Genomic DNA, 16465 nt, shown 5'->3' on the forward strand with positions numbered 1-16465 from the left:
CCACCCTCCCCCCCCCCCCCTCTCTTCCCTTTCCCCCGGGGCCCCCCCCCCCCCGGCCCCCCCCCGACTCGGCTCAGAAGCCAGGTGATCCGCTCACCGTCGATTCGAGCGAATATGCGTTCACAGCTGCCCTCTTGGCGCGGGCGATGCCGAACGAGCACGGATCGAGTCGGCCCCGGGCCTGAGCCGAACGCAGGGTAGCCTCGGGTTCCGTGACCGATCAGCAGCTGGTGGAGCCACGGAGGAATGGGAGGGCACCGCTGTCGGACCAGATGGCGCCCGGCGGGGCGTACTACGCCGCCCCTGCTCCGCTCGCTTCTGATCTCCGATCGGCCGACGCGCGGGACCGGCCGAGTCGCAATGATTCGCTCGCCGCGCAACTGTCCACGGTGATCGGCGGGCCGGTCGGTGATCACGCGCTGATCGGGCGGGCGCGGTTCTGGACGCCCATGCGGGTGCTGATGGCGTTCGCCGTGGTGTTCCTGGCGCTCGGCTGGTTCGGCAAGGCGGGCTGCATCCAGCAGACCACCGGCGCGGACGGTCCGACGCTCGACTGGAACAACGGCCGCCAGTACGTGGCCATGTGCTACTCGGACACCGTGCCGCTCTACGGAGCCGAGCGGCTGAACGAAGGCGCCTTCCCGTACAAGAAGCAGTGGACCGAGCAGACTCCCGACGGTGGGCGAGAGACGCGGTACATGGAATATCCCGTGCTCTCGGGGCTCTATCAGTATCTCGCGATGCGGATCGCCAAGAGCTGGGACGCCGCACCGCTGCCCGGCGCGCTTCAGGTGGTGATCTACTTCAACGTCGTCGCGATCGGCCTCGCGATCGCCTGGCTGATCACCGTCTGGGCCTCGGCGTTGCTGTCCGGCCGCCGGGTCTGGGACGCGGCGTTGATCGCCTGTTCGCCGCTGGTGATCGTGCATGCCTTCACCAATTTCGACGCGCTCGCCACGGCCTTCGCCGCGACCGGTCTGCTCGCCTGGGCCCGGCGCAAGCCCGTGCTGGCGGGAGTTCTGCTCGGTCTGGGTGGCGCGGCCAAACTGTATCCCCTGCTGCTGCTCGGGCCCATCCTCGTGCTGTGTCTGCGTACCGAGACGATGCAACGCACCCTGCGCACGCATCTCGGCCTGCGGATACGCGACATCGACGGCTGGCCGACCTTCCTGGCGTGGATCCGGGAGACCCCGTACCGCATCCAGTTCCTCAGCGCCAGGCCGATCGGCGCCGCGTCCGTGACGATGTGCGCCGCGCTGGCCACCTGGCTCGCGGTGAACCTGCCGATCGCCGCGCTGTTCCCGAACGGCTGGCAGGAGTTCTTCCGGCTCAACACCACCCGGCACGCCGACCCGGACTCGATCTACAACGTGATCTCATCGTTCACCGGTTGGCCCGGCTTCGACGGCGCACTGGCCTACGGCGAGCAGCCGGCGATCCTGAACGTCGTCTCGCTGCTGGCGTTCGTCGCGGCCTGCGCGGTGATCGCCTACATCGGCCTCACCGCGCCACGACGGCCGCGGCTGGCGCAACTGTGCTTCCTCGTGGTGGCGGCGTTCCTGCTGACGAACAAGGTGTGGAGTCCGCAGTATTCGCTGTGGTTGGTGCCGCTCGCCGTCCTGGCGCTGCCGCACCGGCGCATCCTGCTGACGTGGATGACCATCGACGCGCTGGTCTGGGTGCCGCGGATGTTCTACTACCTCGGCTTGGACCGCAAGGGCCTGCCCGAACAGTGGTTCACCGGCACGGTCGCGCTGCGTGACTTGGCGGTGGTGGGGCTGTGCGCCCTGATCGTGCGCCAGATCTACCGCCCGGAGGAGGACCTGGTGCGTCGCGACTTCGTGGACGACCCGGTCGGCGGCGTCGTCGACCGCACGCCGGATCCGCTGCTGCCCTGGCTGCCGGGACCGTTGCGGCCGCGACCGGCGCTCGCCCGGAGCTGACCGGCCGCCGCCGGTTCAGGCGTTCACATCGTGCGCAGGAAGCGCGCCTGCCGCTCCGGCTCCTGCGGCAACAGGTCGAGGTCGAGTTGCCACGCGCTGCCGGTCCACGGATCGAACAGCGGTGTGTCGCCGATGGTCGGCAGGTGGCGGCACGACTGCGACAGCATCGCCACGGTGGTGTCGGCCGAATCGGATTCGTTCGCGCCGACGATCACGATGGACAATCCGATCAGCTCGCCGCGCGTGATCAGCGCGCCGATGCGCTGCGCGTCCGAACTCTGGTAGCCGTGCGGGAAGTCGGCGGCCAACAGCACCCGATGTTCGGCGGGCGGCGTGAAAGCGCCACTGGTGTAAGCCAATTCGGCCAGCTCGGCCGCGTCGACGAGCGTTTGCAGCCGCGCCGAGATGTCGGCGTGATCGGTGATCGGCGGACCGTTCAGCACGGGAGCGAGCAGGCCGGTGAAGCCGCCGAACGCGTCGGTCAGGTCGATGATGTCCACCAGCGTGCGCCGCTGCGGCGCCGTGGCGAGCAGTCGCGCCAGCAGCGCGCCCACCACGGGCGCGACCGCACGCGTCGACTCGGCATCGATCCACAGCGGCCGGTTCAGCGGCACCGGAACGCAGTACGGGATGCGCAGCGGCCCACGGTCGAGCGCGTACAGCTCACCGAGCCGGATGCCGTCGCTCGGCGCGGGCTTGTCCCAAGCGGGCGAGTCCCAGGACGCCAGGGCGGGCGGCAGCACTCGGTCGGCCTCGGCGAGTTCACTCATCAGCTGTTCGGCATCGCGCTGGTGGTTGCGCTCGGCGGTGGCGACGAGTTCGTCGTGCCGTTGCTGCGCGGCGGTGCGCGCCTGTTCGGCCGCAGGAGTGTTCCTGGTAGCCGGATCGGAGACGGCCAGCGACAGTTCGTGATCCAACCGCTTGGCCGCGTACTCCCGCGCCGAGACCAGCGCGGCGGACGACCGCGCGGCGTCTTCGAACACCATCCACAGCCGTTCCAGGCCGTGACCGACTTCCAGCGGCGCACCGGCGGCCGCGATCTGCGCGTCACCCGCCAGTGGACCGGCCATGGTGTGCGTGCCGGGCCCGTCGGCCTGCTCCGGAGCCGCACCGTCGACCTCGACGCCGTGTGCGGTGAGCAGCACCTCGAGCCCGCCCGCGTAACCCTGGCCCACCGCCCGCAACTTCCACGCCGGACCGCGCCGATACACCTCCAGGCAGATCAGCGCGGTCTCACCGGATGAGGGGGTGATCGCGAATTCGGCTGTCGTGCCGTCGTTCTCGGACAACGTCGCGGTGACCGGCCCGAGCCCGCCCGCTCGCGCGGGTGCGGCCGGGTCGGCGCTGACCACCAGCAGCACGGCCTTCGCGTCCGCCCGCACCTCGGTGAGCGTGATGGTGACCCCGTCGGCCGCCAAAGCGACCCCCGCCGTGGCGGGCTGGTTGTAGAAGACGAAGTCGTCGCTGGAGAACACTTTCAGGTTCTCGGCGACCACCAGCGCGGAAACGTCGAGGGCAGCCTCGGCTTTCGCACTGAAACGAACGACCTCACCGGTCAATGGGATGTTCTGACCGGCCTGCAGTTGAATCACCGTATCCGCCCCGCTGTCCGCCGCCGGTCAACCGTTGACGAGGAACCGGCCGAGCTGCGGCACCGCCTCACCCGGATGCTTGGCCTGGAAGCCCTCACCGAGCGCCTGCAACTTCCAGTCGCTGCCGACCCGGTACAGCTTGGACATGGCCATCGCGGTGAACGGCATGCCGCCCGCGAGGGTGTATCTGGCGAGTTCGCCGTTGTTCGTCCCGTCGACCAAGCGGCAGAACGCGTTCTGCACCTGCTCGAAGGTGTGGCCCTTGTAGGAGGTGACGATGAACAGCAGGGTGGTGACGTGCGCGGGGACGCGGGTCAGGTCGACCAGGATCACCTCGTCGTCGCCCTCGCCCTCGCCGGTGAGGTTGTCGCCCTGGTGGCGGATCGAACCGTCCTTGGAGGTGAGCTGGCCGTAGTAGGCGACGTCCACCGGGTTCATATCGGCGAACAGGATGACCGAGGCGTCCAGGTCGATGTCGACCGTGCGGTTGCCGAACATGCCGCGGCTGCGCACCGGATCCCAGCCGAGACCCATCTTCACGAAGGTCAGCGCGGCGCCTTCCTTGCGCAACGTCACCCGCTGGCCCTTGACCAGGCTGACCGGGCGGTCCTTGCTCAGGCTGACCTCGGCGGGCTGCTGCTGCGGAGGCTGGCCGGGCGGCGGATAGCCGGGGCCGGGGGCGGGCGGCGGCGGGTAACCCGGGCCGGGGGGCGGGTAACCGGGGCCGCCCTGCGGCGGCTGGCCGGGGGGCGGGTAACCGGGACCGGGCGGCGGATAACCGCCAGTCGGCGCGTACTGCGGCGCCTGCTGCTGGGTCGGATAGGCCGGTGTGGTCGGCGGCGGATAGTTCGGCGGCTGCTGAACCGGCTGCTGCGGAGGCGGCGGCGGGGCCTGCGGAGCTTGCGCGGGCTGGGCGGGAGCGTCATCGACCGTCACACCGTGATCGGTGACCAGCGCGGCGAAACCACCCGCGTAGCCCTGCCCGACCGCCCGCACCTTCCACGCACCCTGGCGTCGGTACAGCTCGAGCGCGATCACGATCGACTCGGTGTTCAACCCTTCGATCCGGTACTCGTACAACTGATTACCGGCCGCGTCCGACACGATCGCGGTCGGGGCGGGGAACATGCCGAAATTGCTGTTCGCGTCGTCGAGGGTGATCACGGCACGGATCTGGTCGATGTCGGCGGGCACCACGTTCAGCGACACCGCCAGCGACGCGGGCTGGCCCGCGGGCGCGGGCTGCAAATTGACACCGGGGCCGCTGGGCTGGTTGAAGAAGACGAAATCGGCATCGGAACGGACCTTGCCCCGCTCGGTGACCAGTAGTGCCGACAAATCCGCCGGCGCCGTGAGCTGGACGGAGATCACCACGTCGTTGGTGGCCAGCGGACCGTTCTGGCCCTTGGCGAGAGTTGCGGACAAGTTCGACCCTTCGCTTGTCGGTGCGTTCGCCTCACACTCTACGAGAAACGCGCTGCGGGCCGCTCGAATCGAACGGCCGCGCTGCCCCGGCGCCCCAGCGAGCATCGGTTAGGGTGACGGCACGCAGATGGAATACGGCGGTCACACCGTGTTCCCGATCGAGACAGCAGGCAAACATTCCATGGCGCAACTGTTCGAGCAATCGAAGAAGGTGATCGAGGCCCATCTGGCCGGCACCAGTCTCCGCGCGATTTCCGGTTCGATGATCGCCTACGAGGGGAACGTGCAGTTCAAGGCGGCCGGCTTCGGCGGAGGCGACGGCGTGCTCGCCGGGCTGAAGCGCCGGGCCACCGGCGAGAAGCTCTCGCTAATGGAGTGCGCCGGGCACGGACGGGTGTTCTTCGCGGTCAACGGCCAGCACGTCACCGTCGTGAACCTGAACAACGAGACGTTGCAAGTGGAATCGCAACAACTGCTCGCGTTCGCCGGGAACCTCCGCACCGATGTGCGATTCGCCGGGTTGCGCGGTGCGTCCACCGGGCAGGGCCTGTTCACCACGACGGTCTCCGGCCAAGGCCAGGTCGCGCTGCTCTCGGCGGGTGGTCCGCTCATCCACCTGGAGGTCTCGCCGCAGTACCCGTTGATCGTGGACCCGGACGCGTTCGTCGCCGCGCGCGGAAACCTCAACCAGTCCTTCGTCACCGATGTGTCCTGGCGCAGTTTCGTCGGCCAGGACGCGGGCGAGGCGTTCTCGCTGCGCTGGGACGGCCACGGCGTGGTGTCGATCCAACCGGCGGAACGGTAGAGGCGGATGTTCGAGAAGGTCAACGGCAAAGTCGTCAAGGTCGACGTCGGGATGGCGGGCGGTGTGGTCGCCCGCAGCGGCGCGATGCTGTTCTATACCGGCGCTGTCTCCTTTGCTCCGCATCAGACTCCGGGGGCGCAGGGGATGGGGGGCATGGGCGGGCTGATGGGTCTGGCCGGCCGCGCGATGGCGGGCGAGCACGAACGCACCATGCTCGCTCAGGGCAACGGAGTGGTCCATTACGGATTCGCCGGTCTGGAAGTGCACGTGGTGCACATGCAGCCGGGCGCGACCCTGCGCGTCGAGGCTTCGCGGCTACTCGCCAACACCGCCGGGCTGCAGAGTTCGGTGGTCTCGGTGATGAGTTCGGGCGGCGGAGGCGGCGGTGGCCTGATGGGCGCGCTGCGCGGCGCCGCGTCGGGCGCGCTGACCGGCCAAGGCCTGTTCACCACCCAGTTGTCCGGGCAGGGCGCCGCGGTGCTGCTCGCGCACGGCGGCTTCCTGGAACTGCAAGTGGGCGGACCGAATCCGATCGTGGTCGATCCGCAAGCCTTCGTCGCCGCGTACGGCAATGTGCAGACCGAACTCAAGGCGGCGCTGAGCTGGCGGGACGCCGTCGGGCGCGGCTCCGGAGAGGCGATGCAGTTGCATTGCGCCGGTCAGGGCGTCGTCTACGTGCAGGCCTCCGAAGAGAAGTTGTGAGCATGTCCCAGATCTTCAGCCCCATGAATCTCGGTGAGAGCGACAACATCCCGGGAAACAACTACGCCTATTGCATCGACATGAACAAGCCGTGGTTCATGCGCAAGGGCGCGATGATCGCCTACTACGGCGACATCCGGTTCCAGGCGCTCACCCACGGGTTGCAGGGCGGACTGCTGCACATGGTGTCGCAGCAGTTCTCGGCGCCGCTGTTCACCGGCGACTACGTCGTCGCGGAGGGGCACGGCAAGCTGATCATCGGCGACCGCGGTTACGACATCAATTCCTACGATCTCGAGGACAACGGCAACCTGACCATCCGGGCGGCGAACCTGCTGGCCTTCGAGCCCGGCCTGTCGCTCAACCAGTCCATCGTGCCCGGATTCCTCACCTTGATCGGTACCGGCAAGTTCCTCGCCTCCTCCAACGGGCCGGTGATGTTCGCGGAGCCACCGCTGCGCGTCGACCCGGAGTCGCTGGTCGGTTGGGCGGACTGCCCCTCCCCCAGCCACCACTACGACGAGGGGTGGATCTCGAACTTCCTGGCCGCCGGCGCGGCGCGCTTCGGCGTGAACTCCGGTGAGGAGCGCCAGTTCGAGTTCACCGGCGCGGGAACCGTGCTGATCCAGTCCAGCGAGAAGGTGCTCAGCGACTCCGTGCTGGTGCGCACCATCGAGGGCCAGATCCAGAGCGGGATCACCGTCGGCGGCCTGCAACGATTGCAGGGAATCATCGCGCAGCAGTTGGCCGGGCATCAGCAGTACTGAAACGCGGAGGTAGCGCGATCGGGTACCCGGATCGCGCCGCCCACTGCGGCCGCGGGCGTACCGCGTATTCACTCGCAAGGCGGATTCGCGGCCCGCTGTCGATATCCTTCATTTCCGGCCTCGATCACGTACCGGCGTAACCGTGTGCGAACAGCTGTCCGACATCGGCCGTGACTTCGATGATCACGCCGGAATCGCGTCGGCCCGACGAAACGGCCTACCTCGGCACGCTCGGGACTGTCTGTGCGTGGCAGCGACTGAGCCGGGGGCACGAACCGCGTCGGAGCAACTTCGCCGCCTGCGCGTTTTACTTACGGAGAGAAAAGGATTCGCGACGGGTCGGTGAACTCGTATCGATCTCCGCCGTGGGTGGTGACGGTCGGCGGAAAATCGAGGGATGGCTGACTTGGCGCTCTCGCCGCAGCGTCGCACGGCGCTGACGGACCTGGTGCGAGACGAATCCTCTTTCGCGACAGCGTATCCACGAGTTGCCGACTACTGGTCCACCGCGGGTCGGTTGCCCGGCACCGGTGACGAGATCGCCGACGCCACATTCGACTTACACCTTCTGCACTACATGACCGGCGGCGCGAGCACGAACCCGTACTGGGACATCGTCGCCGCCGCGGTGTCGCCCGGCCCGGCGGAACGGGCGAACCGCGCCGAGGTGAACGGTGGGAACCCCAAAGGCAGTGCACGACTGGCCTATGCGCAGATCGTGTTGCAAGCCGCGTACGCCTACGCGATTCCCTCCCCCGCAACGCTGCGCTGGGTCGGCGACGTCGCCCAGGGCAGGCCGATCTTCGAGGTCGGAGCCGGACGCGGTTACTGGGCGCATCAGCTCACGCGAATCGGTGTGCCGACAGATGCTTTCGACTCGCATCCGCCCGACCGTGCGACGAACTCGGCGTTCCCGGCCGCGGCAGGACAAACCGCGACCTGGCATCCCACCGCGACGCCGCCGTCCACACCGGACGATCTGGTCGCCGCGCACGCCGACCACGCGCTGTTCCTCTGCTGGCCGCCCGGCTGGGAGAACCCGATGGCCTCCACCACTCTCGCCGCCTACCAGGAGGCGGGCGGGTCGTCGCTGATCTACATCGGCGAGGCCCGCGGCGGGCGCACGGCCGACAGCGCGTTCTTCGACCTGCTCGAGAAGGAATGGACCCTGCTCGACCAGGACCCCGGCTATGTCTCCTGGTGGAATCTCGGTGACCGCGCGCAGTGCTGGCAGCGACGGTGACGGGTCAGCTCGCCCGCAGGAATTCCCACGGGTCGTGCGCGCTGATCAGGGTGACCTCGTCCCCGTGATCGCGGTGTAGTTCGCGCAGCCGCGCCTGGGTGCCCAGCCGCAGGTCGTGGTGGACCTCGGAGCTGGTCTGCACCATATCGAGCACCGGGTGCGGCTGCGGGGCGGCGTCGAGTTCGCGATGGTAGTAGTACGCGTCACCGCAGTGCAGCAGCCAGCGGTCGCCGTCTCGGACGGCGACTCCCGTGTGGCCTGCGGTGTGCCCGCCCAGCGGGATCAGCTGGAAGTCGCCGGGCAGGTCCTTCGGTTGAATCGCGTTGAAGCCGAACCATTGTCCGGTCGGTTCCGACGGGTAGGCCACCCAGTTCGGATCGTGCGCCCAGTGCGCGGAGCGGTAGCGGAAGCTCGGCGCTTCGGCCTGCGCCGCCGCCAGTTCGGCCGCGAGGACGTGGACCCGCGCGTGCGGGAAATCGGGCAGTCCGCCGCAGTGGTCCACGTCGAGGTGGGTGAGGATGATGTGCCGGACGTCGGCGGGGTCGTAGCCGAGCCGCTCGACCTGCCGGATCGCGGTCTCGTCCTCGGCGAGCACGGGCTGGGCCATCGCCACCCATTGCGCCCCGAGCGTGCCCGCCGGGTCGCGCACGTCGTCCAGCCCGATCCCCGTCTCGATCAGGACCAGGCCACTGGATGCCGTCTCGACCAGCAGGCAATGGTTCACGGCGTTGGCGGGCGCGGGTCCGTCGTAGGTGGCCTCGATCTGCCGAACCGATCCGCAATTGAGGTGGTGAATCGTCATGCGAGCTAGTCTGTGACTTGAAGCGCGGTTCAAGTCAAGGAGACGAGATGACCGACGTCCTGCTCGATATCGCCGAGGTCGGCGAACGAACCGGCCTCGCCCCCTCCGCCCTGCGCTTCTACGAGAAGCGCGGTCTCATCGCCGCGACCGGCCGCAACGGCCTGCGCCGCACCTACCACCCCGACATCCTGAACCGCCTAGCCCTCATCTCCTGCGCCCGAGGCGCCGGTTTCACCCTCGCCGAAATCGCCCGCTTCCTGCGCGCCTCCCCCTCCGACGCCGAACTACGCGCCCGCATGGCCGAAAAAGCGAACCAACTGGACGAGGACATCACCCGCCTCATCCGCATGCGCGACAGCCTCCGCCACGCCGCCACCTGCACCCACGACCCCCTGGTCGAATGCCCGGACTTCAAATCCACCTTCGACCCCGCCGCCGACGTGGTGTGAGTCGCCGAATGCACCCGATCGGACGATGGGCGGTTGGCCTATTCGCTGGTCGGGTCGATGGGGAACGCCTTCCCGTCGATGACTATGAAAGGTTCGCTGGCGAATCCGTACTCATCCACGACCGACCACGTCCCATCGGCGTGCTCCATCCAGGCGGCGGGACCGTCTTGCTCGTCCCTCTCCTGCCTGTCCACGGCTAATCCTCCGACAATCCGAGGCTGTAGGCCGAGGCGGACAGGTACTGCTTGCAGCCGGGGCCGTGGCCGCAGTGGACATTCGCAACGAAGCGCGCTTGCTCTAGAGATCGGAAGGAACCGTCCATAGCGCAGTTTCGGTGCATCCTGCGCCACTGCTCGGTGTCGGCGAGCGAGCCGCTCATCGATCCGTCTCCTGCTCGACGCGCTGGATGATGTCGTACGCATCAACCGATTCATCGGTTTCGTCCTCGCGATCAATGAGCCACGGCAGCACGAACCAAACAATCCACAGTCCGAACAGGACTGCGACAACAACGACACTCGAGGTAACGAGATCGGCGGGCATCACATACAACCTCTCGACGGACTCGATAGGTGCCGCCAACTCGCCATAACTGCAGGCAGGGCGGCGATTACAGAAAGATTGTGGTTTCGGTGATGCTCTCCACTCGATCCCGCAGCGGGTATCTCATTGTGAGATATAAGCTGGGCGCAATGGAGACCAAGTACGGGGGAATCGAGGTCCCTGCGGCGGTTTGGCACAAGCCCGAAGTGGGCGCGATCCTGCGGCAACGCGATGTGCCGGCGCTACTCCGCTCAGTTCAGCGGTACACCGGTGCCAGCCAAGCACGCATCGCAGCGGCAGTAGGGCTGGGCCAGGGCCGAGTCAACGAGATCGTCAACAGCAGGAGAACTGTCACACGCTTCGACGTATTCGAGCGGATCGCGGATGGCATCTCGATGCCGGACCACGCGCGTGTCTTGTTCGGCCTCGCTCCACGTCACGCGCATACACTCACCGGCCACGCCGAGATCGCGCAAGCATTCACCGTGCAGTCGGAGGCCGATGCCGAGCTGCGACGACAAGCGCTGATCGCAGATCGAATCGACCTGTTGGCTGTACGCGGCCTGGGGCTGCTCGCACTCAACGAGTCGTTGCTGCGTGGAACACTGCTGCAACGGACCGACAGCGTCGCTGTTCGAGTCCTCCTCTTGGATCCGGATTCGAAGGCCGCCGGTACCCGCGCAGCAGAAATCGGCGAATCAAGACAGTCCTTCGCGGCGGGCATCGAACTGGCTCTGGCACGAGTATCCGAGTTTCACGAGCATCCATTCGTCGAACTGCAAGTCGCTGTTTACGACACGCTGCCGACATGGCGGATGCTGGTTTTCGACCAGACTTTGTATCTGTCTGCTTTCGGCGCGTCCGCCGAGGGGCATCGCTCAGGGATGTACAAGCTCACGGCGGCGACCAACGGGGTCCTGCATGCCGGATTCCTACGTCAGTTCGAGCAGATGTGGCTCCAAGCCCGCCCGATCGAGAGAGGATCGGTCACATGATCGAGGCGGAACTCAAGGCTCGGGTCCGTGACGTCGAGTCCGTGCAGTCTGCGTTGGCGGCACGGAGCGCAGGTCAGCGCTCGAAGTACATGGACACCTACTATGACCTCGCGGACGAGCGATTGTCTTCGGAGGGCCGCGAGCTGCGGTTGCGGACGATCACTACGGACAACGGACGGCGATCTTTGCTCACCTACAAGGAACCCGCGGTCGACACGGCGAGTGGATCGAAGCCGGAATACGAAACCGAGGTGGCCGACCCTTCGGTAATCGACTCCGTGCTACGCGGTCTCGGCCTGGAAAACCTGGTCTGCTTCGAAAAGCATTGCATCAATTATCGATTCGCATCCGAGGGGCGCGAGTTGCTGGCCACGCTGGTGACCGTCCCTGAATTGGACGGCACGTTCATCGAGCTGGAGACCATCGTGCCCGAATCGGAGCTGGCGGAAGCGCTGGAGGTCGTACGGACCACGCTCCGACAGCTCGGCATCGCGGACGGCGATGTCACCACCGAGCAGTACACGGATGCCGTGCTCGCTACGCGGAAGGCGTCGGGGCTGCCTTGATGAACCAGTTGATGATTTCCTCGCCCGCGAGGATGCCGGTGGCTCGGGTGACGGTGAGGTTGGGGTGGGTCCAGTTGAGTTGTTCGAGTTCGCCGTGGCGGGGGCGGATGGCGGAGTCGGCCGCGCGCAGCATTTCGGCGTCGAGGGCGCCGTCGCCCGCCGCGAGGGTGCGGGCGTCGTCGGCGAGTTCGCCGCTTTCCCAGAGGCGCTTGCGCACCTCGTCCACCGCGCGGCTCTTGCAGACGGCCTGCGGCATGGTGTAGATCTTGCGGCCCTGCTGGGACGCGGACCAGCCGCGCGGACGGCACCAGTCGTCCCACTCCGCCAAGAACCCCTCTGGAACCTCCTTGGGCTTCACCACCAGGTAGCAGAACAGATGATCGGCCACGCGGAACTTGGTGACCCAGGAGTCATCGATGCGGGTGTGCAGTTCCTTGCTCACCTCCGACAGCGTGGCGCCCCCCGCGCGAACCTGGGCGTCGATGCCGATGCGCCAGCTCAGATCGGGCACGCCGTCGACCAGGATGTTCCCGCCGTTGCTTGTGATCGCGTAGCGCCACGGCGCTCCGGGCAGGCGGATGCGGTCGAACTGTTTGATGGTGCGGGTGGTGGTGGGAACGACGGCGGCGGGTTCGGTCAGGGTCTGCATCCGTAGCGCCGCGGTGGTGGTCATGAACGACAGCGGCGCCCCTTCCAGATGCTCCACGCAGACCGTCGGCACGTCGGCGGTGGTGCTGAAGGCGTTACGCGAGTAGATCATCGTCCGGTCCAGGTCGGTCGCGATCAGCGCGCGTCTTCGGCGGGTCGGCGTGGATAGGTTCACTGCTGCACATCCTTGATCAGTCCCATGCACGAATATGCCAGGTCGGCGACGACTTCGACCGGGACGCCCCTGGCCGAGGCCAGCATCCTGATGTGCGCGTGCTCCGGCGCGTCCGCCTCGCGTACCAGCACCCGCCACGGCACCCGCCGCAGCAGCACCCGTGTGGTCTCGCCGACCCCTGGCTTCACGAAGTTCACGCTGGGAATGCCGTATCGCTGCTGTACCTGCTCCACCGACGTCCAGCCGGTCCAGGTGGGCGTCCGGTCGCTCGCGCGGATCGCGGCCACCTCGGCGGGCACCCGGTCGCGCACCGCGTCGAACGCGCCGCTCACGGTGTCGAGCAGACGCCCGGACACGTCGTCACCGGCCAGTTCGCGGTAGAACTTGGCGCCGTGGAACTCGCCCGGCCCGATCAGGGTGTCGTTCAGGACCGTGCGCGAAACCAAGCCGGAGACCGTCGAGTTCAGGCAGGCCGACGCGATGAGGAAGTCGTCGCGGGTGCCGTAGGTGCGCACGCAGTGCCCGGGATCGGCCAGCACCGCCAATTCGTCGTCGAACCGCGGACCGCCCGCGGCATGATAGGCGTCCAGCGCTTCGGTCAGCTCGCGGGTGATCGCGCCTTTGCCGGTCCATCCGTCCACGAACACGACCGAGGACGGATCGTGATGCTCGGCCAGATAGTCCAGCGCCACGGCGTCGATGCCGCGATCCCGCACGATCGACACCGCGTAGTGCGGCACCTCCAGGCTCGGGCGCCGCGCCCGCAGCCAGCGGCGCATCAGAATGCCGACCGGCGTGCCCGCACGCGCCAGCGAGACCAGGACGATGTTCTCGCCGCGCTCGGCGATCACCAGCTCCGACACGGTCGCCACGGCCAGCGCGAGCCGTTCGGCGCTGGCCGCGAGCACCTCGTCGAACAGCGCCCGGTACGACGCGTCGGGCTGATACTCGATCGGCAGCGACTCCGCGTAGTGCGCCTTCCCGGCCTGGATCCGCCGTTCCCGCTCGGCGATGTCGGCTTCCAGATCGATATCCGACAGGTCTTTCAGCAGCCAGGAGACCTCTTCGGCCGCGTAGGAGCCGAACTCCGGTCCGTGCAGTGGGGCCGGTAGCGCGCCCACCTCGGTGCTCGTCATACCCGGCTCCCGTTCGACTCCATGCGCTCGGCGTGCAGCCGCCGCGGGTCCGCTTCCGGCAGCACCGCGAGCAGGACGTCGGCCCCGGAAGCGGTCAGCACGTCGATCAGCCCGTGCTCGGCCGTCAGCTCCGCGGTATCGGCGGGCGAGTCGACCACGACGACGAGCACCGGGTCGGCGGCCGGGCCGTCGCCCTCGGCGCCACTGTCGACGCCGTCGTCCGAAATCGCGACGGCATCGCCGTGTGACGAACCGGTGAGCAGCGCACCCAGCCCCGCGAGGTCGGCCTCGAACAGGTCGAGCGAGGTCTCCGGCCACTGCGCGTTGTACAGATACCGCGGCGCGGCATCGCCCGGTTCGGGCGCGACGAACCGGAATCCCCGCCGCAACGGATACCCCGGCTCGTCCAGCACGTACGCGGGCGATCGCGTGGTGGTCTGGAAACGCGTGGACGTCCCCGACTCGGCGAGCAGCGCCGCCAGCCGCAGGGGCAGGTACATCAGCTCCTCGTGCCCGAGCACGATGACGTTCCGGCCGGGGAAGTCGGCGTCGAGCCGAGCGGCCAGCGCCCGTCCCGCGTCCGCCAGCGCGGCCTCGAACGCGCCGGTGTCGGAGGCGAGGATGCCGTGCCTGCCGCCCTCCGGCACAGCGGCCGGCCAGGGGAGTTCGACTCGTCCGAACGAACCGGTGTGCCCGGCGGTCGGGTTCAGCCGAGGTTCGGGAAGCGCGCCGACCGCGTCCACCAGCCCGTCGGGCAGCGACGCGCGGCCGGTGGCGAGGCACACCGTGTCGATGCGCGCCCCGAGTTCGGCTGCCACGGCATCGAATCCGGCCCGCTGGGCATCGGTGCGCAGATCGACCAGTGACGCGAGCACATAGTGCGTGCGGGGCGCGAAGGCGTGCAGTGCCCGCACCGCGTCGATCGCGGTGTCACCGGTGGAGATCTCGTCGTCCACCAGCACCAGCGGCAGATCGTTGACGAAGATGTCGGCCGGCGCCGGTTGCAGCAGGTGGGAAGTGGCGTGCGAGTGCCCCTCCTCGAACCCGGCGAGCGTCGTCGCGTGCGGCACCGCGCGCCGGGTCGAATGCAGATAGCAGCTCGCGCCGATCCGCGCTGCCACGCAATGGCCGAGACCGGTTGCGGTCTCGGCGAATCCGAGCACGACGGCTGGGCGCTCACCGAGCACCGCGCGGACCAGATCGCCGAGGTGATCGCCCGCGCCGAGCACCACCCGCGGATCGGTCGGCAGGTGCTTGCCGAGCACGGTGGAGACCAACAGGTGCGCCCTGCGCCGATTGTTGTGGCGCACTCCCGGCCGCACCAAGGCCGTGATCGGCAGCCGCGCGGTGCGCAGCCGGTCCGGTGCGCCGCTGGTGTCGTGATGCAGTTCGATGCCGAGAACTTTTGTCGCCCAAGGTGTTCGGTTGTCGAATTCGGTAGCGGCCCGGCTCATACGGTGACCAACGCCGTCAGCAGATCCACGAACGACACTCCCTTGTTCGCCACGCCGAACACCCGCGCGCGCAGCAGTGTCTGCCGCGCCCAGCTGCGATGCGGCCGCATCTCGTTCATCTTGTTCCGGTAGCCGGAGGCCGCAACGCCGCCGACGTCGTCGCGCAGGATGTCCAGCGCGTCCGAGTACTCCTCGTGCGTCACCACCGACAGCGCGTGCACGGCCGCAACGTGGGACGGGTGGATCACCGTCTTGCCCTGGATGCCGTTGGCCCGGTCCAGTGTGATCTCCCGCAGCAAACCGTCCAGATCCCGGCTGACCAGGTACTGCCGGAACGGCACCGCGTCGGATTCCTCGAACGGCGCGGTCCGCAGCAGCGGACGGAACATCCGTTCGTGATCGGCGAAGTACTCCCACACCGGCCCCGTGATGACGAAACCGGTCCCGTCCGCGCGCCCGAGGTAGTTCACGATGTCGGCGATCACGTCGGCGACCACGCGCACGTCGTAGATGGTCAGGTCGCGGTCGCGGCGGATGCCGAAGGTCGAGCACATGTCGGTCGCGCCGACCCGCACCGCCAGCACCCGGTCCCGGTGCGCGGCCAGCAGCGCCGCGATCTGGGTCAGCTCGTAATCGCGGGTCTCCCGGTGCACCAGCCCCGCCGACTCCAGCACCGGCATTCCGTACAGCGGCCGGTCCACCCGCTGGGCCGCCACGTTCAGCGCGTTGAGGTACTTCGGCCCGGTGACGCTGTCGAACTTCGGGAACACGAACCCGGTCAGCACCTTGGCTCCCGGCCCGAGTTGCTCGATGAGCTCGGTGATCGTGTCCGCGTCGCGCACCCGCACGAACAGCAGCGGGTTGGCGTCGTGGCTGCCCGCGAGCAGATCCAGCGCGGCCACGGTCTGGCGCTTGGCGTACTCCACTTCGTGATCGGCGACCGCGTCCTCGAGGTCGATCACCATCGAACACACGCCGTGCGCGGCGCGCCTGCCGATCGTCTCCGCGAGATCGGGCCTGGTCGCCGGCGCGTACAGCGTGGCGCCGAGGCCGATGGCGAGCAGCTCGCGATCGGTGTCGTCGTCGCCGAACGCCTCGGGCTGCCGGTGGAAAAGACGCCTCGCCTCTGGGCCGTGCAACTGCCGGAAGTGGCGCAGCGGCATTCGCTTCCGCAGGGAAACCTCCTGCTGGACGGCGATGCCTGCGGTCATCGTTGCCCC

General features: G+C 68.1%; 17 protein-coding genes. 8 read left to right on the forward strand and 9 right to left on the reverse strand.

Going from position 1 to position 16465, the window contains the following annotated elements:
- Positions 1 to 272: 272 nt before the first annotated feature.
- On the forward strand, positions 273 to 1943 hold the full coding sequence (locus tag ACWDMM_RS29070) for a glycosyltransferase family 87 protein (RefSeq protein WP_195079853.1): 1671 nt from the start codon (positions 273 to 275) through the stop codon (positions 1941 to 1943).
- A 23-nt stretch (positions 1944 to 1966) separates the two neighbouring features.
- Here the strand turns inward: ACWDMM_RS29070 and ACWDMM_RS29075 are convergent, their stop codons facing one another.
- Complete coding sequence (locus ACWDMM_RS29075; protein ID WP_195079475.1) at positions 1967 to 3535, reverse strand: TerD family protein; 1569 nt, start codon at positions 3533 to 3535, stop codon at positions 1967 to 1969.
- A 27-nt stretch (positions 3536 to 3562) separates the two neighbouring features.
- Positions 3563 to 4960, reverse strand: coding sequence for a TerD family protein (locus tag ACWDMM_RS29080; protein WP_449940484.1), 1398 nt, complete (start codon positions 4958 to 4960; stop codon positions 3563 to 3565).
- 181 nt (positions 4961 to 5141) lie between these two features.
- On the opposite strand from ACWDMM_RS29080, the gene ACWDMM_RS29085 reads away from it, so the two are divergent.
- The 4 genes from ACWDMM_RS29085 (at position 5142) to ACWDMM_RS29100 (ending at position 8477) form a co-directional block, all read left to right on the forward strand.
- Complete coding sequence (locus ACWDMM_RS29085; RefSeq protein WP_195079854.1) at positions 5142 to 5765, forward strand: AIM24 family protein; 624 nt, start codon at positions 5142 to 5144, stop codon at positions 5763 to 5765.
- A 6-nt stretch (positions 5766 to 5771) separates the two neighbouring features.
- Positions 5772 to 6467 (forward strand): AIM24 family protein, encoded by a 696-nt coding sequence (locus ACWDMM_RS29090; RefSeq protein WP_449940486.1) that lies wholly within the window; start codon positions 5772 to 5774, stop codon positions 6465 to 6467.
- A gap of 2 nt (positions 6468 to 6469) precedes the next feature.
- Positions 6470 to 7234, forward strand: a complete 765-nt coding sequence (locus ACWDMM_RS29095) for an AIM24 family protein (protein WP_195079478.1) — start codon at positions 6470 to 6472, stop codon at positions 7232 to 7234.
- A gap of 397 nt (positions 7235 to 7631) precedes the next feature.
- Positions 7632 to 8477, forward strand: coding sequence for a hypothetical protein (locus tag ACWDMM_RS29100; protein ID WP_195079479.1), 846 nt, complete (start codon positions 7632 to 7634; stop codon positions 8475 to 8477).
- 4 nt (positions 8478 to 8481) lie between these two features.
- Here the strand turns inward: ACWDMM_RS29100 and ACWDMM_RS29105 are convergent, their stop codons facing one another.
- Entirely contained in the window at positions 8482 to 9279 is a 798-nt protein-coding gene (locus tag ACWDMM_RS29105) for an MBL fold metallo-hydrolase (RefSeq protein WP_195079480.1), read from the reverse strand.
- Positions 9280 to 9326: 47 nt separating this feature from the next.
- Here ACWDMM_RS29105 and ACWDMM_RS29110 point away from each other — a divergent pair, with 47 nt between their 5' ends.
- Positions 9327 to 9728: a MerR family transcriptional regulator gene (locus tag ACWDMM_RS29110; protein WP_195079481.1), complete on the forward strand. Its 402-nt coding sequence runs from the start codon at positions 9327 to 9329 to the stop codon at positions 9726 to 9728.
- A 38-nt stretch (positions 9729 to 9766) separates the two neighbouring features.
- Here the strand turns inward: ACWDMM_RS29110 and ACWDMM_RS29115 are convergent, their stop codons facing one another.
- Both ACWDMM_RS29115 and ACWDMM_RS29120 read right to left on the reverse strand, forming a co-directional pair.
- On the reverse strand, positions 9767 to 9922 hold the full coding sequence (locus ACWDMM_RS29115; RefSeq protein ID WP_449940489.1) for a hypothetical protein: 156 nt from the start codon (positions 9920 to 9922) through the stop codon (positions 9767 to 9769).
- A 181-nt stretch (positions 9923 to 10103) separates the two neighbouring features.
- The gene (locus ACWDMM_RS29120) at positions 10104 to 10271 is read right to left on the reverse strand and encodes a hypothetical protein (protein WP_357111091.1); all 168 of its coding nucleotides are present in this window, start codon (positions 10269 to 10271) and stop codon (positions 10104 to 10106) included.
- Between the two features lie 149 nt (positions 10272 to 10420).
- Between ACWDMM_RS29120 and ACWDMM_RS29125 the strand changes: the two genes are divergently transcribed.
- Together ACWDMM_RS29125 and ACWDMM_RS29130 are read left to right on the forward strand one after the other, a co-directional pair.
- Positions 10421 to 11266, forward strand: a complete 846-nt coding sequence (locus ACWDMM_RS29125) for a hypothetical protein (RefSeq protein ID WP_357111088.1) — start codon at positions 10421 to 10423, stop codon at positions 11264 to 11266.
- A complete protein-coding gene (locus ACWDMM_RS29130; protein WP_357111085.1) occupies positions 11263 to 11832 on the forward strand; it encodes a class IV adenylate cyclase in 570 nt (189 codons plus the stop codon). Before ACWDMM_RS29125 ends, ACWDMM_RS29130 begins: the two co-directional genes overlap by 4 nt.
- Here ACWDMM_RS29130 and ACWDMM_RS29135 read toward each other — a convergent pair.
- Genes ACWDMM_RS29135 through ACWDMM_RS29150 form a run of 4 tightly spaced genes read right to left on the reverse strand, consistent with a single transcriptional unit; the run spans position 11804 to position 16456 of the window.
- Positions 11804 to 12592, reverse strand: a complete 789-nt coding sequence (locus ACWDMM_RS29135) for an HAD family hydrolase (RefSeq protein ID WP_067808418.1) — start codon at positions 12590 to 12592, stop codon at positions 11804 to 11806. The genes ACWDMM_RS29130 and ACWDMM_RS29135 overlap by 29 nt on opposite strands.
- A gap of 59 nt (positions 12593 to 12651) precedes the next feature.
- The gene (locus ACWDMM_RS29140) at positions 12652 to 13791 is read right to left on the reverse strand and encodes a cysteine protease StiP family protein (protein WP_195079482.1); all 1140 of its coding nucleotides are present in this window, start codon (positions 13789 to 13791) and stop codon (positions 12652 to 12654) included.
- Complete coding sequence (locus ACWDMM_RS29145; protein ID WP_357111078.1) at positions 13788 to 15245, reverse strand: phosphoribosyltransferase domain-containing protein; 1458 nt, start codon at positions 15243 to 15245, stop codon at positions 13788 to 13790. The genes ACWDMM_RS29140 and ACWDMM_RS29145 overlap by 4 nt, the downstream gene beginning before the upstream one ends.
- Positions 15242 to 16456: an HpcH/HpaI aldolase/citrate lyase family protein gene (locus tag ACWDMM_RS29150; protein WP_195079484.1), complete on the reverse strand. Its 1215-nt coding sequence runs from the start codon at positions 16454 to 16456 to the stop codon at positions 15242 to 15244. The genes ACWDMM_RS29145 and ACWDMM_RS29150 overlap by 4 nt, the downstream gene beginning before the upstream one ends.
- Between the last annotated feature and the right edge of the window lie 9 nt (positions 16457 to 16465).

This window comes from Nocardia sp. NPDC003726 (assembly GCF_053586955.1).